The 20,868-nt window shown below is 41.3% G+C and carries 16 protein-coding genes and 1 tRNA gene; 4 read left to right on the forward strand and 13 right to left on the reverse strand.

Translation table 11 applies throughout. From position 1 onward, the window contains the following. Nucleotides 1–18: 18 nt before the first annotated feature. The 7 genes from ABJF57_RS02300 to ABJF57_RS02330 form a co-directional block, all read right to left on the reverse strand. On the reverse strand, nt 19–759 hold the full coding sequence (locus tag ABJF57_RS02300) for a DUF1223 domain-containing protein (RefSeq protein ID WP_462231645.1): 741 nt from the start codon (nt 757–759) through the stop codon (nt 19–21). Between the two features lie 116 nt (nt 760–875). Continuing rightward, a complete protein-coding gene (locus ABJF57_RS02305; RefSeq protein WP_462231643.1) occupies nt 876–1,709 on the reverse strand; it encodes an SPASM domain-containing protein in 834 nt (277 codons plus the stop codon). A 35-nt stretch (nt 1,710–1,744) separates the two neighbouring features. Beyond that, nucleotides 1,745–2,905 carry an AIR synthase related protein gene (locus tag ABJF57_RS02310; protein ID WP_462231641.1) on the reverse strand — a complete coding sequence of 387 codons (1,161 nt, stop codon included), beginning with the start codon at nt 2,903–2,905 and terminating at the stop codon, nt 1,745–1,747. Nucleotides 2,906–2,938: 33 nt separating this feature from the next. After that, nucleotides 2,939–4,852 (reverse strand): OmpA family protein, encoded by a 1,914-nt coding sequence (locus tag ABJF57_RS02315; RefSeq protein WP_462231639.1) that lies wholly within the window; start codon nt 4,850–4,852, stop codon nt 2,939–2,941. Nucleotides 4,853–5,076: 224 nt separating this feature from the next. Then, nucleotides 5,077–5,529 carry a hypothetical protein gene (locus ABJF57_RS02320; RefSeq protein WP_462236004.1) on the reverse strand — a complete coding sequence of 151 codons (453 nt, stop codon included), beginning with the start codon at nt 5,527–5,529 and terminating at the stop codon, nt 5,077–5,079. Between the two features lie 43 nt (nt 5,530–5,572). Then, nucleotides 5,573–6,364 (reverse strand): (Fe-S)-binding protein, encoded by a 792-nt coding sequence (locus ABJF57_RS02325; RefSeq protein WP_462231635.1) that lies wholly within the window; start codon nt 6,362–6,364, stop codon nt 5,573–5,575. Then, nucleotides 6,361–7,671: a 4Fe-4S dicluster domain-containing protein gene (locus ABJF57_RS02330; RefSeq protein ID WP_462231633.1), complete on the reverse strand. Its 1,311-nt coding sequence runs from the start codon at nt 7,669–7,671 to the stop codon at nt 6,361–6,363. The genes ABJF57_RS02325 and ABJF57_RS02330 overlap by 4 nt, the downstream gene beginning before the upstream one ends. A gap of 84 nt (nt 7,672–7,755) precedes the next feature. On the opposite strand from ABJF57_RS02330, the gene ABJF57_RS02335 reads away from it, so the two are divergent. From ABJF57_RS02335 to ABJF57_RS02345, 3 genes are all read left to right on the forward strand, one after another. Further along, nucleotides 7,756–7,828: transfer RNA gene (locus ABJF57_RS02335), tRNA-Phe, on the forward strand. A 337-nt stretch (nt 7,829–8,165) separates the two neighbouring features. Further along, complete coding sequence (locus ABJF57_RS02340) at nt 8,166–8,759, forward strand: TetR/AcrR family transcriptional regulator (RefSeq protein WP_462231631.1); 594 nt, start codon at nt 8,166–8,168, stop codon at nt 8,757–8,759. A 38-nt stretch (nt 8,760–8,797) separates the two neighbouring features. After that, entirely contained in the window at nt 8,798–9,700 is a 903-nt protein-coding gene (locus tag ABJF57_RS02345; protein WP_462231629.1) for an alpha/beta hydrolase, read from the forward strand. Here the strand turns inward: ABJF57_RS02345 and ABJF57_RS02350 are convergent, their stop codons facing one another. The 5 genes from ABJF57_RS02350 to ABJF57_RS02370 form a co-directional block, all read right to left on the reverse strand. Then, entirely contained in the window at nt 9,701–10,444 is a 744-nt protein-coding gene (locus tag ABJF57_RS02350) for a pseudouridine synthase (protein WP_462231626.1), read from the reverse strand. 120 nt (nt 10,445–10,564) lie between these two features. Further along, nucleotides 10,565–11,125 (reverse strand): SMC-Scp complex subunit ScpB, encoded by a 561-nt coding sequence (scpB, locus tag ABJF57_RS02355; protein WP_462231624.1) that lies wholly within the window; start codon nt 11,123–11,125, stop codon nt 10,565–10,567. Next, a complete protein-coding gene (locus tag ABJF57_RS02360) occupies nt 11,125–11,502 on the reverse strand; it encodes a TraR/DksA family transcriptional regulator (RefSeq protein WP_462231622.1) in 378 nt (125 codons plus the stop codon). The genes scpB and ABJF57_RS02360 overlap by 1 nt, the downstream gene beginning before the upstream one ends. Nucleotides 11,503–11,602: 100 nt before the next feature. Continuing rightward, nucleotides 11,603–17,248: a lamin tail domain-containing protein gene (locus ABJF57_RS02365; RefSeq protein WP_462231621.1), complete on the reverse strand. Its 5,646-nt coding sequence runs from the start codon at nt 17,246–17,248 to the stop codon at nt 11,603–11,605. A gap of 139 nt (nt 17,249–17,387) precedes the next feature. After that, complete coding sequence (locus ABJF57_RS02370) at nt 17,388–17,591, reverse strand: hypothetical protein (RefSeq protein WP_462231619.1); 204 nt, start codon at nt 17,589–17,591, stop codon at nt 17,388–17,390. A 106-nt stretch (nt 17,592–17,697) separates the two neighbouring features. On the opposite strand from ABJF57_RS02370, the gene ABJF57_RS02375 reads away from it, so the two are divergent. Further along, nucleotides 17,698–17,943 (forward strand): helix-turn-helix domain-containing protein, encoded by a 246-nt coding sequence (locus ABJF57_RS02375; RefSeq protein WP_462231617.1) that lies wholly within the window; start codon nt 17,698–17,700, stop codon nt 17,941–17,943. 13 nt (nt 17,944–17,956) lie between these two features. Here ABJF57_RS02375 and ABJF57_RS02380 read toward each other — a convergent pair whose 3' ends face one another. Beyond that, a complete protein-coding gene (locus ABJF57_RS02380) occupies nt 17,957–20,758 on the reverse strand; it encodes a triple tyrosine motif-containing protein (protein WP_462231615.1) in 2,802 nt (933 codons plus the stop codon). Between the last annotated feature and the right edge of the window lie 110 nt (nt 20,759–20,868).

A 20,868-nucleotide genomic window follows, 5' to 3' on the forward strand; every position in this document is an offset into this window, starting at 1 on the left:
CCTGCAGATGAAAGTGAATCATTGTGATAAATCACTAAGCTTGATTTGAGTAGCTGAATTGACATACCACGTACTGCTAGCTTGGGCGTAAATGATTAGACTAGCATTTGCTATCACCAGGTCTTCCGGCAAAGACAATTGAAATTTGTTCTCTTTCCCATCAAAACTCCTCGTATCAAAAGCACGAACAACATTGTCGTGGGTGAGTGTTCTACCCCGGTTTTCCCCTCTTTTTACATCTTGTGAAAGGTTTTTTTCGATGATCGCAACGTTGATCTGAGAATTAGCAGTATTGTTTGATTTAACAGAGAAGGCAATCGAAGTTTTGGTTTTAGATAGAATGGAAACTTCAAAACCCTCTTTAGAAGTAGCTTTTGCTTCCAAGACAAGCGCCTTATTCAACTCAGATCGACTGGAGCCAACAAATTCATGTTTCCCATTGACTATCATCTGTGGGGTATATATCGAATTCAATCCAAATCTACGGGCATAAGCTCTTTGACGTACCGTGTACAACTTTTCTGCATACGGATCTTTCCAGCCTATGTAATCCCAATAGTCCACATGAAATGACAACCCCAACACGTCTATGTGCTCATTGTCATTATTTACGATATTTGAAAGTAGACGATCAGCTGGAGGACAACTTGAGCAGCCTTCGGAGGTAAACAACTCAACGATAACGACGGATTTTTTTTCCTGCCCTTGCGTGTGGAAAGCAGCAACCATTAGAAGCATTAAAGTAATAATCGATCTCATAACCATAAGATCGTAATTGTTCATCTGGAAGTTGCATGTTGCCATTAATTAAGAAATCAATTGTTCAGCCCCTGACAATGGGTTAGCTGTTGGCCTATCAGGAAGGTATTCAACTATTATCTGCAAGTATCACATCGTCTACATACCTCGAACTTTCTATTCCCTGCGGTTAGGTTGTCGTGGGCATCCAAAAAACGAGGAGAGTTCAGTAATTCTGATAAGCTATTTTCCTTCAGACTGCCAAAAGTCACCTCGTTATTCCAATCAAAACAACACAAAGCAAGCTGTCCATGACAGTTAATGGTAATGTCTCTAATGGTTGTGTAGCATGGCATCTTGAGATCCAATGGCTCTTTTTCATATACGCTTAATCGAGCATCTAATACAGAATAGAAAATGGAGTACTTAATTTTATTAGTAGTGAGCTTTTTGAGCCTGATATACTCTTTTTTCGAATAGGCGGATACACTCACACTCCAAACGTTGAACTTATCCAAAGTATCTACTTCCTCCTGATTTAAATAAGAGCCATTCGTCAATATGGCCATCTTTGCATTGGGAAGTGCATTATTTATATATTCAAGATATGCATACAGCCTTTCCTTATTTATCATGGGTTCATTGTAGCGATGGAAGGCAATATATCCTGAGTAATTCAACTCTTTCAATTCATCAATGACTTTGAATACGATTTTTTTATCCAAAATATTTGCGCTCTTATAGCAAGAAACGGGACATTCTGGATGAATGCTTGTGTAATTACATGTATTTGAAATTTCGAAAGAAATGCGTTGAATTTTCTTTTCCAGCCCTCCCTCCGTACTGATGTCGATATCACTCAACGGAACCAGGGATGTCTCTTTCAGTTTTATTCGGTGCTTCAAAGATTGAATAAAGAAAGCAACTCGAATAGGAACAAGTAAAACCACCAAGTCTTTTAAAAACCGCATATTAAGTCAAATAAGGTTTACTATGAGAGGTGGACTTAATAGCTAAATATACCGTGTTCGGACTGTATAATCAATTCTTTCGTGTCGGATGCTTCTACGCGACCTACTACCTGCGCTTCTACGTTGAATGATCGAGCGATTTCTACTATTTCATCCGCTGATTCCTCATCAGCGTAAATTTCCATTCGATGACCCATGTTGAAAACCTTATACATTTCTTTCCAGTCCGTTCCGCTTTCCTCATGAATCATTTGGAACAACGGAGGTATTGGAAGCATGTTATCCTTTACTACACGAACCTGGTCTACAAAATGTAAGACCTTGGTTTGGGCACCTCCACTGCAGTGGATCATTCCATGAATTTCAGAGCGTAGTTCTTTCAGGATTGATTTAATGATGGGGCCGTAAGTTCTCGTTGGTGATAGCACAAGCTTACCTGCATCGAGGGGAGAATTCTGCACGGAATCTGTGAGCCGCTTTGAGCCGCTGTATATCAAATCTCGCGGCACTCCCTGATCGAATGATTCGGGATACTTATCGGCATATATTTTATCGAATACATCATGGCGAGCAGAAGTCAACCCATTGCTCCCCATTCCTCCATTGTATTCTTTTTCATAAGTAGCCTGACCATATGAGGCAATGCCCACAATCAGATCTCCCGCACGGATATTTTCATTGTTAATAACCTCTGCTCGCTTCATGCGAGCGGTCACTGTGCTATCTACAATGATGGTTTTAACCAAATCACCAACATCGGCAGTTTCACCACCTGTAGAAGTAATGTTTATCCCATTATCACGGAGCATTTGCAACACTTCCTCCGTCCCATTGATGATCTCAGAAATAACTTCACCTGAAATCAGATTCTTATTCCTTCCAATGGTCGAGGAGAGGAGAATATTATCCGTAGAGCCTACGCACAAAAGGTCATCTACATTCATGATGATCGCGTCTTGAGCAATTCCTTTCCAGACACTAACATCACCTGTTTCCTTCCAGTACAGATATGCCAGAGAAGACTTGGTTCCTGCACCGTCCGCATGCATGATCGTACAATATTCAGGGTCTCCTGATATATCCTCTACAATCTTGCAAAAAGCCTTGGGATATAAGCCTTTATCAATATTTTTGATTGCTGAGTGTACATCCTCTTTGTCGGCTGAAACTCCCCGCTGGGCATACCTGTCCGTCATGCTGTTTTTTTTATTTGCAAAGAAAAGGCTTTATCACTTTCCATCGCCAGAATCCTTGAAGAATCGGTCATACTCGTCTACAGATTCGTCTGGGGGAAGGTCGTCATTTCTATCACGTGGATTGTAGCGAAGTACCTTAAACTCTGTTCTCCGATTTCGCTGATGCTCTTCTTCTGTCCGCGCCTTTTTGATAATTAACTGAGACTCTCCGTAACCTTTGGCCACTATGCGTTCTGCTAAAACTCCTTCATTTATGATATACCTAACAGCAGATTGAGCTCTTTGAAGTGAAAGCCTAAGGTTATAGTTATCGTCAGCTCGATCATCTGTATGTGACCCTAGCTCAATGTAAATCTCAGGGTTGTCATTCATTATTTGAACCAGACTATCGAGAACCAATGCCGCATCCGCACGGATATCATATTTATCTAAATCATAGTAAATATTTTCGAGGACAATGGCTTTTTCTAGCACGATCGGATCCATCCTGATCTTCGTTTCAAAGTTCACGTTTGTGATAAACTCTGTCAATGTCGACTTATCAACGGTCTTGCCAATAGTCGTGAAATCTTTTCTCACGGTGAAATAGTCTGTTTTTTCACTTATCAGATCATAGTGTTCTTCAGGGTATACTCGGAATTTGAATGAACCGTCTGCATTTGTAAATGCTTCATCCAATACTTCTCCATTGTCTGTGGTTAGCGAAATCTTCGTATTTGGTAGGATGATTTCATCGCCCGCATCATCTGTAGTTACTGTAGTCCCGGTAAGAAAATAGTTTACCACTTTGAGATCCGGGTCATCATTGATGAACGTGTATATATCATCATCCCCTTTTCCTCCTTTTCTATTCGAGGTAAAAAACCCTTTTTGTAGATTAAATTGATAGAGACCAAAGTCATCTGCAGAAGAGTTCATCGGCTTACCTAAGTTTTCAATGCTCACGTGTCCTCCTTCTCTGACCGCACGGAATATATCCAATTTGCCAAATCCAGCATGACCATCTGAAGAAAAATATAGACTACCATCTTGACTTACATAAGGAAACACATCATCTCCAGCACTATTTATCTCAGGGCCAAGATTTCTTACATCTACCCATCTGCCTCTTCGATTCACTTTTGCTTGGTAAAGGTCTGCTCCTCCATATCCTCCGGGTCGGGTAGATGAAAAATAAAGTGTGGTACCATCGGGAGAAAAAGTGGGTGTTGAATCCCATGCCTCCGCTACATTGATTGAGAGCGGCACTGGCTCTGACCATTTCCCGTTTCGATATCGTGTGAAGAAAAGATTAACCTCACTATATCCTTTTGCTTTTCCATCGTTGCCCTTGGCAAAAATCATGGAGCCACCATCGGGAGAAATCGCGACAGAGCCTTCATTGGTATCAACATGATTTATGACCGGATCAAGAGGCCCGAGCGTGCTTATATTAACATTTGCTCCTTTGGATGCTACTCGATAAATATCCGTAAAGGGTGTCCCTGTTGTTCTGTAAATCTTCGCCACATCCCTGTTTGATGTGAAATACAAAGAATTACCGCTAAATACTGGAGAATACTCAGCCCTCTCGGTATTTATATCACCCAGATTTTTTACTCTATAATAGCTTTCGTTGTCTTTGAGGTCATCAATCTTGCGCAAGTTTTGAATTTCTCTTTCCGCAAGTGATTTTATTTTCTGATCTCTTGCCCTGGGCACATAATTGTCCAATACTCTTTGTGCCTCATCATATCGTTGCTCCACCTTTAAGCCTTGTGCCAGATAAAGATTAGCAGCTTCATCAGATGTTCCTTCATTGATGGCAGCCTGATAGAAGGGAATTGACTCTACCAATCGATTGGATTTGCGAAAAGCATCTCCTACCATCATATTTTCCTCTGGTGAATTCTTTTCAGGTGAGCCACCTAGCTTGGAAATCACCGCATCAAATTCGGCGTTGTTCATACTCTTTTCAAGCGAACAGCTGAATATGAAAAAAACTAAAAACAGATATTGAATTAATCGCATACAGAAATAACGAAAATTTGGTACCGGATGATTTATCGAAATTAGTTAAAGATGAAACAAGAATAGACATTCTTTCCCTTGTTCTAATTCTCGAAATTAATTTTGCCTGATGAAACTACTGCCAGTTTCTTGCAGCAAAATTCCATCTCTGGGCTTTATTTTCAAGAATTGCTGAAAAATCTCTTTACCCAAGTTGCACCACTTTCTTTGAGCCACCGGGATTTAAATTCAGCAATATTCTCAACTGTGTTATCAAAAACCAAGGTTTCGGAAGTAATCACTTTTTCCTTTGCTTGAGTTTTCAACTCATTAAACGGATAAAGCTTAATTTCTTCGTTTTGAAGAAATGCAACTTTACTGGTGGTCATGAATGAAACATTCAATGCAGACTCGAGGCCCTTTATTAAGTGCACAGATGCATCTATACTACAGCCACTGGCCTGACTAAAGGACTCATCCACTGTGATTACTAGAAATTGATCGTACTCTACGGTAAACGACGATTTCAAATCCTGACCGTGTGCCCTCCATTGTGAAAGAAAGGCTTCTGTATTGGTTTTAACCAATTGTACTTCTTCCAATGATAATTTTCGCTCTGCTTGGTATATCCACAAGCGAGCATTGTTTGGCATTTCTTGAAATGGAATCAACATGTCACTACAAACCTTCTGATTCAGCTATGAGTTCCGCCAGGTCTTTCACTTTTACAGAATCCTCCTTCTCTTTGCTTTTCACTCCATCTGCCATCATGGTCATACAAAATGGGCAGGCAACCGCTATGGTGTCTGCTTTTGTCTCGAGTGCCTCCTCTGTACGCTCGATGTTAATTTCTTTGTTCCCTGTCTCCGCATCTTTAAACATCTGTGCTCCACCAGCTCCACAGCAGAGTCCTTTTGTCTTGCATCGCTTCATCTCTACAAGTTCTGCATCTAACGCCTCCAATACCGCTCTTGGTGCTGAGTAGACATTATTAGCTCTTCCTAAAAAACATGAATCATGATAAGTGATTTTCCGGCCTTTGAACTCACCACCTCCTTTGAGTGCTACCTTCCCTTCATTAATTAATTCCTGTAAAAACTGTGAATGATGAATCACATCGTAGTTTCCTCCAAGTTCAGGATATTCATTCTTCAGCGTGTTGAAACAATGTGGGCATGCGGTTACAATCTTTTGAATCTCATATCCATTCAAGACTTGAATGTTAGCCATTGCCTGCATCTGAAAAAGAAATTCATTTCCTGCTCTTCTTGCCGGGTCTCCTGTGCAGGTTTCTTCTGGACCAAGCACAGCAAATTTCACCCCAACTTTATTTAATATTTTAACAAATGCTTTTGTCACGTTCTTGTAGCGGTCATCATAGGATCCTGCACATCCAACCCAAAAGAGGACATCTGGTTTTTCGCCTTTAGCTACTAAATCTGCTACTGTAGGTATTTGTATTTCACTCATTTTCCTTCTTTTAATTCGTTAGACCAGTTGAATCTGTCTTGCACACCAAACTTCCAAGGTGCGAAGTTGGTCTCTACGTTCTGAAACATTGCATTCCAAGAGTCTGGTGCTGCTGATTCTTCCATGGCAACATACCTCCTGGTTTGCATAATGATATCCAGTGGGTTAATGTTTACAGGGCAAGCTTCTACGCACGCATTGCAATTGGTGCATGCATTTATTTCTTCCTTTGTGATATAGTCGCCGAGAAGCGATTTCCCATCATCTAATCCGTTCTTTCCTACATCCTCTAATCGGTCCCTTGTATCCATCATGATCTTTCTTGGAGAAAGCTTCTTACCAGTGAGATTGGCAGGGCACTCGGAAGTGCATCTACCACATTCTGTGCAAGAATACGCATCCATCAGATTTTTCCAGGTGAGATCATTCACATCCTTTGCGCCAAATTTCATTCCTTCGGGAGGTGGTGTACCATCACCCTCCACAGGCATGCCGAGCATGATTTTTACTTCATTGGTAATCTCTTCCATATTGTTCATTTTCCCTTTTGGATCTAGTCTACTGTAGTATGTGTTTGGGAAAGCAAGGAAAATATGAAGATGTTTCGAGTAGGTCACATAGAGCGCAAAGGCAAAAATTCCAACGATGTGAAACCACCAGGCTACTCGTTCAATGATCATGAGTGTTCCTACACTAAATTGATCCATCCATCCAAACATGGTTGAACTAAAAAAGAATGAACCTGTAACTGTGTAATGTTCAGCTCCTCGTTGTTGCAAGATTTGATCCGCCCCATTCATACCAAGGATTGCTATCATCAAGAGGGTCTCAATAATTAAGATGAGATTGGCATCTAGCGAAGGCCAGCCCACCATTTCAATTTTTTTGAAACGATTAACACGTAAAATGTTTCTTCGAATTAGAAATACCAAACAGGAGAATATTACTCCCATGGCCAGAAACTCGAAAAAATTTATCAAGCCTGAATAGAATCCTCCCAAAATGGGTGCAGCAACTCTATGTGTTCCAAATAGCCCATCAATGATGATTTCAAGAACCTCTATGTTGATGAGTACAAACCCAACATAAATCAAAAGGTGAAGCAAGGCTGGAATTGGACGCTTAAACATCTTCTTTTGACCAAATGCAACAAGAATCATGTTCTTTATTCGCTCACTTTTATTTCCGGAAAGATCTATATCTCGTCCTAGCTTAATGTTCTTAGAAATCTGCGAAATTCTACGATAAATGAGGAATCCGAAGAATCCAGCGATGAGTGCAAAGACGATTTGAGGGATATATTCCATAATGCTTTAAAAAAATCTTTCTACGAACTTCAATTTAAATTTTGCCTTTTCAAAGAAATACCTAGTTTTGCCAACCCAAAATTTGGTGCTGTAGCTCAGTTGGTAGAGCATCGGACTGAAAATCCGTGAGTCGGTGGTTCGAATCCACTCAGCACCACTTTTTTGTAAGCCACTCTCTTCAGGGTGGCTTTTTTTGTGCCCTCCAATCACCAACTCCGTGAGTCGGTGGGTGGAACGCCACTCCGATGGAACGCCAGCCGGTCCAATCCACTCAGCACCACTCAATTCAGCACCATGGAATAAAGATAAGCCTATACACCGATTGGAATAGTACTCTCCTTCAATTAAGTATTGTTTTAGGGTTTGCCTCACTCGTAACAATTCTTTGATCCTCGAAGATAAATCAATTCCTCAATTTAGTATGCATGCATACTATTTTTAGAAACTTTTTAAATTAACTTTCGTATTAATATACCGATCGGTATATTTGCATCATGGCTCGTAACTCAGAACTCACAAAACAGTTAATAATAGATAAAGCTCTTCCCATTTTCAATACAAAGGGCTATGCTGCTGCATCCATTTCAGATATCACATCTGCTACTGGAATCACGAAAGGAGCCATTTATGGAAATTTCAAGAATAAGGATGAAGTAGCCACTGCCGCATTTGAAAAAGGCGTTGAAATTGTTGCGACTGAAATAGGGAAAAGAGTTCGCAGCGCACAAACCGCCCCTGATAAATTGAGAGCAATTGTTGAATTCTATAAGGAGTACATAGACAAACCGCCGATTCCAGGAGGATGTCCAGTGCTAAATTCTTCCATAGAAGCTGATGATAGTTTGCCTTTCCTGAGATCCAAGGTTATTCGTTCCATTGCGCTATTGAAAGATTCCATTATTAAAATGGTCAATAGGGGAATTCTTGAGGGACAGATTAAGCGAGATGTAGATGCGGAAGAATTTGCTAATTTCTTTTATTCAGTCATTGAAGGTGTCACCTCATTGTCAAGAATTGAAGGAGATGGAAGATCCTTTTCTTTCGTTAAAAAATTTGTTCTTAAGCAAATTGATGAAATTTCAGTATAAAAAAATTTAATCACTAAAATACCAATCGGTATATTGATATGGTAACACACATAGAAGTTAAAGGAGAGGACATCAGCAGACCGACTGAGCGTCCTCCAAAAACAAATTGGAAAGTAGAATTGATTAAGAAAGGGCTGGGTTTACTGCAGCATGCTTCTCCTAAAAAATCTGCTGAAATCATTTGGCATTACTTTACACTTCCAGGACGTGTAGGGTTCTCTGAGCCTCAGAAAAAAATCCTTAAAAGCGCCGAATCGTTTCAATACAACTACAAAGGAGACATTATTAAGTCATACCGTTGGGGAAATCATGGCCCTAAAGTTCTTCTCTGTCATGGTTGGAGATCAAAGGCAGCCGACTTCAGGAAAATGATCAACACATTCAATGAACAGGGTTACCAGGTTGAGGCCATTGACATGCGTGCGCATGGACACTCGCAGGGCAAGCAAACAGCTCTTCCGGAGTTCAGGGATATCATTAAGCAACACATCGCTAAGAATGGCCCCTATGAAGCAATCGCTGCTCACTCTATAGGCGCACTTGCTGTTGGTATTGTTTTGAGTGAATTGGGACCTGCGCTTCATCCAAAAAATTATTTTGCCATATCAGCCCCTCCATATGTACGGTACTTTTTTGGAGACATTGTAAGTGAAGTTGGATGCAATGAAGCGGTATATAATGCAATGTGTGGGTTGGTGAAAGAGAAATACCATCAACCAATTGACTACTTCGACCTTAGATTAAAGTCGAATCAGCTAAAGAAAATAAATACACATCTCTTTTACTGTGAAGATGATCAAATTGTACCCTTCTCTAAAGGGGAGGAATTGGAAAAAGCATGGTCTCACGCTTCTTTCGTACATGTGAAAGGCTTAGGTCACTACAAAATCATGGCCAATGATTCAATCATCAGCTATATGCTCAATGCTATGAATAAGTAATTATTTAACTCCCTTAATTCCCATTACTTCTTTTGGGCTGAGGTGACGGTATTTACCTCTGGGTAGGTTTTTTTTGGTCAAAGCTGCAAACATCACCCGATCCAATTTTTTAACATTGTAGCCAAGGTGTTCAAAAATTCTGCGCACAATCCGATTGCGTCCGATATGAATTTCTACGCCAAGCATTTTTCCATCATCTCCAAGCAATGCTAACTCATTAACAGAGGCTGGACCATCATCCAATGTTACTCCATTCAAGATCGTGTCAAAATGATCTTTCGTGATTGCTTTGTCCAATTCGACCTGATAGATCTTTTTTACTTTATGGGAAGGATGTGTCAGTTTCTTTGCAGTTTCTCCGTCATTTGTGAACAGTAACAACCCTGTAGTTTCTTTGTCTAACCGACCGACAGGGTAGATTCGCTCATCGCAAGCTTTGTCAACAAGCTCCATTACCGTACGCTTGGCATGCGGATCCTTTGTGGTAGTCACAAAGCCTCGTGGCTTGTTCAGGAGTACATATTGATGAGTTTCGGACTTAAGCTTCCTTCCTTTATACTCTACAGTATCCGTCTTCTTTACCTTATATCCCATCTCTGTGATGACCTTGTCATTCACTTTTACTTGTCCGGCAGCTATGAGATTATCAGCTTCGCGACGAGAACAGATTCCCGCATTGGCGATGAATCGATTGAGACGAATTTCTACGGGCTTTGCCGTTTCCTTTTTATTGGGTCGCTTCATGTGTATGGAGTTTATTATCAAGGGCACACATGGAATTCGTTTTAGTCATATTCATTTTTAAGGATAGCTCTATCAGACTAAGTCTCAATCTCCTGAAGCAGTCAGGGCTTTCGCTGCCTGTTATTCTTTCTCATCACCGATCGTATTCTCTTCGGTGGTGAAGTCTTTTGGGGTTGGGAGCTCCTTTAGGTCGTTAATTCCAAAGTAGTCCATAAACTTTTGGCTCGTGCCATATAAAATAGGCCTACCTACGCCTTCTGATTTGCCTTTGATTTCAACAAGCTCTTTTTCAAGCAGCTTTTGTATCGAATAATCGCAACTCACTCCTCGAATCTGCTCTGCTTCACTTTTTGTAATTGGCTGCTTGTATGCAATGATCGAAAGCGTCTCCAAGGCAGAATTCGATAGCCTCTTTTTGGATTGCTGCTTAAGAAGAATCCCAATGCTCGCTTGATATGCTGGCTTGGTTAAAAACTGGTAGCCACCACCGGACTTGACCAATTCCATGGCAAAATCATCGTCCTTGAATTTTTCATCGATGGTATTTAGTCCTGCGACAATATCATCGCCTGGAACGTCTGCATCAAACATCTCCTTCAGACAATCTTGAATCTCTTCTTCTGTAATGGGTTTCGGAGAACAAAAAACCAAGGCTTGTATATGATTAGCCAGGTAATCCATTATGACTGTCTGTTCAGCTTTGCATCAATGCTTTGTGTGGTATGTGGCACCGCTTTCAATCTTTCCTTGGAAATCAATTTTCCGGTATCCACACATATTCCGTAGGTGCCATTTTTTATCCTTACCAGTGCATTTTCTAGGTTGTTGATAAACTTCTGCTGGCGCCCTGCTAGTTGGCTCAAATGTTCTTTTTCTGCGGTATCCGCACCATCTTCCAGCGTCTTGACGGAAGAAAAACTATCGCCACTATCATCGGATTCTCTTGTCAAGGAGCCTTTGAGAGTATTGAGTTCTTCTTTTGCTTTTTCTAGTTTTTGAAGAATCAAGTCTTCAAACTCTTTTAGCTCTTCATCAGAATATCTAGTCTTTTCGCTCATAGTAAGTGAATTTTAATAACTCTAATAAGTAAAAAACAAGCGAAAATACTCAGGAAGGAGCACAAAAAATAATTGGATAAATCCAAATGGCTTAGCTGAACTAGAAATCTCTCCCCACTACAACTGTTTCTTTAATTATTTCAGAATTTCCGCTGCTGTCATATATTTCAAATATGATCAGATGGTAACCCATCCTAGCCGTTTTCCCATCGTTGGTATCACCATCCCATCTTAAAAACCCTGCTGTTGATAGCAAAACACCTTGTGCAAGATTCTTTACGAGTCTTCCTGTCTGATCATAAATGTTAACGTTGGCAAACTGGCCAGGTTGGTCAAATTGATAATTGATCGTAGTGAAATCTCTCCCCGAACCTACATTTCCAGGAATGAATACTTCAGGACTTGCCGTGACCGTGCCCACTGCTCTATCATTTACAAACGATTGGGAGTTGGCATAACCCGGGGTTGCAAAACCTTCTTCACTACTGGCAGAACGCCAATTGTCTCCATTATTGACAGATTCTTCAAAGGAAACGCGCTCCAATGAAACGCCATCTACACTTTCCAAAAGGTTGTAGTGAAAGTCTTCGTTATAGGAAAATGATTCCACAATTGTCTCATCCTGATCGATCAGCAGCACCGTCCCTTCATCGTTTGGATAGGATGGTAAAGCCCCCATCTCGAAAAAATTCGAAGACTGCCCCTTGGGATAGTTGGTAAGAAGAGCATTGGCACCTATTGTAAACGCCATGAATTGACCAGGTGCAATCACTAATTCATTGGTTGTAATTACATCCACATCATCAATTTCACCTTCATCATCCAGGTTCCCCAATCCCCAATTCTTTAGGCTAATGTACTTTTCCGAATCGTTATAGATTTCAACAAAATCAACGCCATTTGATCGTGGGTTGAATAGTACTTCACTCAATTTTATGTCTTCATTGGTTGCTAGGACTGGCAATGCAAAATCAGCAGTACCTTGTTGGATTTCGTTGCCTGAGCAGTCTGTGACATTATCAATGGATAGCGCGTAAGGAACACTTTCCTGAAGTGATGTACCCAGTGTCATTGTCACATTCGCAGGGTAGTTAATGTTAAAAAATACTTGATCTACATCAATGGCCGGGCTCAATGACGCACTAACTGAATTTACGCTGGATGGATCAATCTTTTCACTAAAACTTATCCTTATCGAATCCGCCGTAACCGCCGTAACTGATACTATTTCCGGGCCGAAGTTGTCTGGAATTGTTTGGGTAACGGAGTTCACAGTGCCTGGTGTACCCCCTAAGTTATTCTGCGAGCTACCCCAATTGTTTGCATCTTCTAAGCACGGATTAGAGATATCTCTCATCTCCAATGAGTAACCACCGCTACGCTTGTCTTCGTCATGCCAATCAGGGTCGTACATTAGTGAGAAAATCAATTCATCACCACGGGAAAGAATTAGTTGCTCACCTCCATTATTTAATGAAGGGAAGCTTGACACGCCAATGGCGTTACTTGAAAATTCTGCGGCCGCAGAAGTAGTGGCAAGCACATAATACGCTCCGGGATTCAGCATGCGAGCAGGAAGGCCAATGGTAGCACTTGCATCAGTGAAACTCATTCCTTCTATAGATAGAATCTCAGAGGTAGCATTATAGACCTCCACAAACTCCTGATTTGGTAACTCTATCTGAGGATCAGGATCAAACATGATCTCTGTAATAATCAATTCATTAAAGGTTGGAAATCTACCTACACCAAAACTTATGGTGGTCTCTTCCATCGGATTTCCTGCACAGTCTTGGGGACCTGATATCGTTAAATCATAGAGAACACCTCCTTCTATCGGTTCGTTAAAAGAGATTTCTACCGCGGTTGGAAATTCATCGGTAACGCTTGCCTGATTAACCGTAATTCCTCCCGACATGCTGTAGTTTCCTGTGAGCAAACTGACTGCCTCCATAACCTCAGAGAAAATAATGGTGAGGTTTGTATCAAAATTATAGGATAGAACGGTTGGCAATTCAGTATCTGGCGTTGTATCAAAAACTGAGTTTTGTCTTCCTGGTGTACTTCCAAAAGCGTCGATGGAAGGAGCATAGCTATCAAGAGATAAACATGGATCATCTGGGTTTATGAGCTCCAGCGAAACACCATCCTCTTGGCTTTCTTCGTATATCAAAAAGTCAATTTGTAAATCCGAGCCATCGACTATCCCAATTTGATCGTCCGAGTTGTTCAATGTGAGACTTGCTATTGTCAGCGCATTGCCAAAAGTTGAATAGTCAACAGTGGCGTCCTCATCATAAATGATCAGGTACTCACCTGGCTTAAATATGAATGATGATAAACCTTCAGATGTAGAGGATTCATCGCTGATTTTCCAGCCACCCATATCAATAAACTTTGTAGAATTATTATACAGCTCAATAAAATCATCATTGTTGTTTACGGGGTTTGCCAAGAACTCATTGATTAGCACGTCTCCTGGTGCAGCTTCTTCAATTTCCAAATATTCAAATTGGACAGTTGCTCCAGCCACTGGATTTCCACATAAATCCTCCACCCCGTTGATGGTCAGTGTTCTAACATCTTCGGAAGTCAGCGGATCAACTACAAGGTGCACAAGCTGATCGTTCGAGTCATCTAGCGCTGCTGAAATTATGGATATTCCTCCATCGATTGAATAATTCCCAACCGTCTCAGCTGCAAGCTTGTTTAATGCTTCGCTAAAGGACAGATCAAGTTCAGTACTGGAAATCGCTTTTATCGTCATCACTCCTGGAGGAGTGGTATCAATCACATCATCAAACACAGAATTCTGTTGGCCAGGTGTACTACCTGATGGATCTACCGATGGGATGTAGTTTTTGAGCGAGCGACATGGGTCGTTAGGGTTAACTAGTTCAAGTGAAACTCCATCTTCTTGACTGTCCTCATATGCCAAAAAATCTATCTGAATATCTGTTCCGCTTACGATTTCAATTTGATCGTTTGAATTGTTGAGTGTGAGGCTTGCAATGGTCAGCGCATTGCCAAATCCTGAATAATCTGTTGCGGCATCTTCGTCGTAAATAATCAGGTACTCTCCCGGACGTAAAATGAACGAGGGCAAGTCTTCTGAGGTAGCAGATTTGTCACTTACCTTCCAAGCGGCCATATCGATGAACTTATCAGAATTATTGAAGAGCTCAATGAAATCGTCATTATCGTCAATGGGGTTGGATAAAAATTCGTTGATGATTACGTCTCCTACTTCCGCCTCTGCTGTCTCTATGTATTCAAACTGGGCGGTTCCATTAGCAATGGCATTTCCGGATAAGTCTGTTACATTGTTGATTGTCAACGTTCTCAAATCAGCAGAAACCAAGGGATCAACAGTTAAATGCACCAACTGATTGTTGGAAGCATCGCGCATGGCAGAAATGACCGATATGCCACCATCAATTGAATAATTCGTACTGGTTTCTGCTGATGCCTCCGCAAGCACTTCATCAAAAGCTACATCAAGTGCTGTATTTGAAATCACGGTGACAGACAAGATTGTTGGCGGAGTGGTGTCAGGCGTGTCGTCAAAGATTGAATTTTGAGCACCAGGCGTTCCCCCATCAGGATCCGTACTCAATCCGTAGTTGTTTTCCGAGTAGTCCGGACCATTCGGATTGATGAGTTCCGTTGAAATGCCATCAGTAGAACTTGTATAGGATACTTGGTAGATATCCACAGCAAGTGCTGAGGTGAGGGTTATTTCGTCTGCATTGTCATTTAAACTTCTGAAGCTGGGGATCTCAATTGCGTCTCCAAAAGAATCAAACAAGGATCCGTTGCCCGTACCTGTTAAAATCACATATTCATTGGGTCGTAAAATAAAGGAAGGGAAGGTACCGGAAGCGCTAGAATTATCACTAAAAGTCCAGTTGGCTAAGTCAATAAACTTATCGGATATATTGAGAAGTTCGATGAATTCTGCATCGGGAATTGTGCTGGCCACATCGGGAGATGCTAGGAATTCATTGACAATCACATCTCCAACCGCTGCTTCTGCTGTCTCTATGTATTCAAACTGGGCGGTTCCATTAGCAATGGCATTTCCGGATAAGTCTGTTACATTGTTGATTGTCAACGTTCTCAAATCACCTGAAACCAAGGGATCAACAGTTAAATGCACCAACTGATTGTTGGAAGCATCGCGCATGGCAGAAATGACCGATATGCCACCATCAATGGAATAATTCGTGCTGGTTTCTGCTGATGCCTCCGCAAGCACTTCATCAAAAGCTACATCAAGTGCTGTATTGGAAATCACGGTGACAGACAAGATTGTTGGCGGAATAGTGTCAGGCGTGTCGTCAAAGATTGAATTTTGAGCACCAGGCGTACCCCCATCAGGATCCGTACTCAATCCGTAGTTGTTTTCCGAGTAGTCCGGACCGTTCGGATTGATGAGTTCCGTTGAAGTTCCTCCAGTGGAACCTTCAAAAGCAATGGAATGAATGGGAGTTGCATTATCATCGGCAAGAACTATGTCATCGGCAGAGGAATTGTTTAAGCTTAATGTTCCGATTTCGATGACTTCAGAAAATGCGCCAAACAACGCTAAGTCATCATCTTCCACAATAACCACATAAGAATCAGGAGCCAATGTGAAAGCAGGCAGCGTTTGCCCATCCAATGTCCAGTTTGCTAAATTGAAATACTTCCCCGATCGATTGTAAAGCTCTACATATTCTGCATCGGGAAGTGAGGTTACCACAGGGTTGGGATCGGGCATGAATTCATTGATCACCACATCAAACGCTACTGCCTCCTCAAAAACCAAGTACTCAAATGTGTCCTGACTATCCATCGCAATGGCATTACTGTTTTCGTCTTCTACAGTGTTGATAGTAACGGTATAAGTCGTCCCATTTGAGAGCGAAGTGGTCGTTAAATGAACCAGAGAATTGTCTGATCCATCACGCACTGCATTGCTGACCGTGATTGATCCATCAATGGCATAATTACCTGTATTTTGCGAGGTTGTTGCATCTACATTTTCATTGAATTTAACATCTACTTCTGTCGCTGAGATCGCGGTAATTGATTGGATAGTGGGTGCATCCGTATCAGCTATCGGTGTGACTGTGCTCGCAAAATCATCAAAGTAAAATCCATTGTCTCTTGAGTTGGCAGTGTACCTGACCTGTACACCAAAATGCGTCGAAGCATTGTATGTATTGTCAGTCGCCGTGCCTTGGCTCGTTGCATTGACCATAACTTCCCATAAACCAACTTCCGATCGGGTAATTGACACATCAGCAAAAGACTGAGAAGTAAGCGCTTGAACTGTCCCTGATAATGCAAGCTCGGTGGTAGTTCCTGCATCCTGACGATACAACCTAACCTCATTAATATCAGAAGATGGATATCTTAATTCCACATAGTACCCGTTAAGATCTCCGTTGAGATCGGAAGAGTTACTCATCAAATAAACTCTTGATGTATTGTTTGAGTTAGTTGAAGCTGAGCCTGGCTGAGCAAATGCTAGTCTGAATCTAAAATTCCATGCTGCAGTTGCTGAGGAAAGGTCAATTGCATCTGATGCGCTCAAGTAAGCACGTCTTGTGCCAGACCCCATGTCTAGATTCTGACTTCTTAGTTGATTGTCTGCTTCAACTATTTCAAAAGGATCATCAACTCCAAAAGTACTCGTACCACTCCAAGTTGGATTGACACTAAAATCACCATCGGTGAAATCGTCGGTGATTTGCCCCATCAGCAGTAAGCTGAAAAGTGAAAAAAATGTAAATAAATGGCTTCTCATCATTCTACTAATTGCCAGAAGCTAAATGTAGTTGTTTTGCCGTAGAAAATGGACCCCTTTGGATCATGGAAGTGTGAAGACTACCTTTTGGTCAGTCACCTTTCAGCTTCGTAAACATGTCTCTTAACTCTCGAATGGTCAAATATTGATGAACCAAATTGTCAGATAAACCTACGCACTCCGTGTGCATAACCAGTAGGAGGAGCACATCATCTAAAACCCGAATTGTCTCTTCTATGGTCTGATTGCCTAAAAAGTCATTTAAGAGTTTATCACAATTTCCATAAGGACTCATTTTATGTCTTTTAGGACTCATATTTAAACCAATAGTAAATAATTATTGACTAAAAACAAAAGCATGTGACTCAAATAAAGTTCATGAGCGCTTATTTCCTAACTTAATGCACCTAAATCAAGGTTTTTCAATGACACGACTGGGCGAATATTTAGCTAGAAAATCGGTGAATAAAGCGGATGTAGCCAGAAAAACGGGACTGCATAAAACTCGTGTTATCCAGCTGACAAACAGTGATACAGCACGCCTCTCAGTTGAAGAACTTTACCTAATCTCCTTGGCCATTGATGTTGATCCTTCCGAAGTAATGCGATATGTGTGCGAGGGTGTGGAGTTGCCTGGAGCTAACTAGAACTCGCCTGATTCTAAAGCTTAGTAGCAGCCGAAGTACCCGACACTTTCAGGCCACCATCCAAAATCAGCTTTCTTAAAGCAAACTCCAGCGGGAATACCATAACCGCAATGCCTACATCGAATAAGAACTCCATGACTGGGGTGCTCTGAAAAGTTAAAAAGGTACTGATCACTGCTTGCATGAATTGAATAATGATCACCAATGTCAAAATACTCAAGCCATGTTTGATCAACCGATTGACTGCCTTAGATTCATTCAATCGTGTCGATATGCCTATCATCATGGCAAGTATCAACACCTGCACTGCGTAGAACCAGGGCTTTTGCCAATAGGGTGTTTCTACCGTAAACTCCAGTAAAGTGGCTTCATCGATTTGATCCAATGCATCACGTACCCTAACCTTCAACTTGTAATCTCCGGGAGGCAAGTAACTGTAATCAATCAAATTGGCATGCGTCCATTTAGACCATTCAGGGTTTAGCCCCTCCAATTTGTACTGGTACTCAGGATTCAGGAGTCCAACATAATCAGGTTTCAAGAGCTCAACACTGAGTGTGTTTTGATCATGCGAGAGTTGAAATTTTTTACTGACTTTCATCTCGCCATTTATGCTGACCAGCCTTTTTACAAAAATCGAATACGACCTATTCATTTCCGGGATCTTACCCGCGGAATAAGCCAGAAGTTGATTGTCATCTGTGATCAGCCAATACCGATCCAGTTTCTCATCGTAGTTGATGTATTTTAAGTTGGGAAATACACCCAGGTACTGAAACTCGTTAACGCTACCATCCGGTAGCAAGAGGTGCCAAATTTTTCCATTGTAGAGCCACACTCTACTTTTTTCATTGTGCAAATGATGATGCGGGCTTCCCAACTCTTCTTCTAGCTCACGATCTTTCACGATGCGATCTTTCTCCCGATCGAGCTTAAAGTACCCCTGAGAATTAATGAAATACAATACATTGGAATGTTCCCAAATGCTCAGCTCATCGTAGAATTTGTTGTTGATTTCGTAGCTATGCAAGATTTCGAACCCTTCGTCGACTATGGCTCCTTGATAGATGTGCGACGTACCCGCTAGCCATATATCTCCCTTATGATCCATGTAAACGTTCAGGATAACGTCATCAAATGCCTGTTGAGATATTTCTGTCCAGATGTCATTGATCAATTCATAATACTTGAGCACACCCCGTTCTGTACTAATTATCAACTGATTACTTTCTGGAATCAAGTAGGCATATCGTATTGCTTCGTTTATGACCAACTCTGCCGAGTTTCTTGTGATTTCATAGATCCCTGTATGACTTGTGGCAAGAATATGATCTTTCGCTTCTAGCAATTGTCGAAATTTCCCGTCTGTACCTGGCACGTGGTGGAACTGGTAACTTATCCCCGTTACTACTTTTTCTACTCTCCTGATGTATTGCGACCTGTCAACCTGACTCCTGGCTTTAGTGACCGTTTGTGCTCCATTCGTGTCAAACTTCTTCTTGAATGACCCTTCGTTATCTTCTGTTTTTTCAGAATCGCTGGCTCGATCTTTCTTCTTGAACAACCCATTTAAAAATCCTTTCTTCTTTCTTTTCCGCTTCTTCTTTCCGTCTTCCTCTTCAGTTGTATCCGGCACTTCCTCAGGTTCAGGTTCTGGTGCTGCAGTCTGCACCTTTGGTTTTTGGGCGGGCGCTTTTCTTGGTTGTTTGCTATCTACCTTTTCAATGTATACCCGACTTCTATAGGAAGTATCCTGCGAAAAGTAGTAGACGCCCAAGCTGGTGTTTATCCACAGGTCGTCATGAATGCGTTGAACCTCAATCAAATTACCTTCCAAGCCTGGGAAATTTGTATAACTATATGCAGGAAAGAGCGGAGCAATACGCGTCAATCCAAATTCATGAGCTACCCATACTCCTTGGTTATTGTCAGCGTATACATCGTGAATTTCATTATCTGGGAGGCCGGAATGATAATCTGTCACTTCAAAATAGGATGAGTCATTCACGTGCAAAAAGAAAACACCAGATTCAATGGTTGAGCATGCTACCAATGAGTCATTGACCCATTCCAAATCGGTAATGACAACATCTGCCTCTTGCAAACGATCGTAGTGATGATGCCGCTGCATCTGCCCTTGCTTCCTTTGATACAATCCTCCGTCCAGATCTACTGCAAATTCATTTTCTCCACCTGGTGATGCACTTATCAGTCCCCATTGATTATCAAATTTTGTAAGTGTATCAATACTTCCGTTTATCGCTGTTATCACCAGGTCATCATACGTATTGATAAATAGCGTATCAGCATATAGATATCCATTCAGGAAATCCCCCTCAGCTATCCGGGTGGATTCGGTAGTGGCAATTGAGTACTGGTATAAACTATAGTCACTGAGGAAATAGATGTGCTCCGGAGTTGCAAAGGTTTGCAGGAAGTGATCGGACAAGGTATCACTTTCCAAAATAGGGATATACTCATAAGAATTATTTAAATAGTCCAATTTTCCGAAACCACCCAAACATCCAACATATACAATGTTGTCGTCAGAAATAGCGAGTGATAGTGCTGAGGAGCTAGTTCTGTAAAAGTCCCACTCCATTCCATCGTACTTTAATACGCCAAATCGGTTTGCAATGCATATAAGTCCGTTTTTGTCGGCTTTGATTTCGAAATTGATGTTATCGATTTCAGAATGCTTGGGTGAGTGGTGGGTAAGAATAAAATCCCCTGTTTGACCAAAACTCAGCATACTGGCTAATAAACCAACACAAAGAATAGATGCTTTTTTCAACTGGTGGGTAGCTCTGCTCATGATACTTGAATTAATTTGTGTCTTAGCCGATTCGCTAGATCTCGCATATGTACAATGATTTTTTTTGCACATTTTATATCTTGGTGAATGTCCCAATTCAACAGTTAGAA

The sequence above is a fragment of the Ekhidna sp. genome, assembly GCF_039940915.1.
In the GTDB taxonomy this organism is placed as follows: Bacteria; Bacteroidota; Bacteroidia; order Cytophagales; family Cyclobacteriaceae; genus Ekhidna.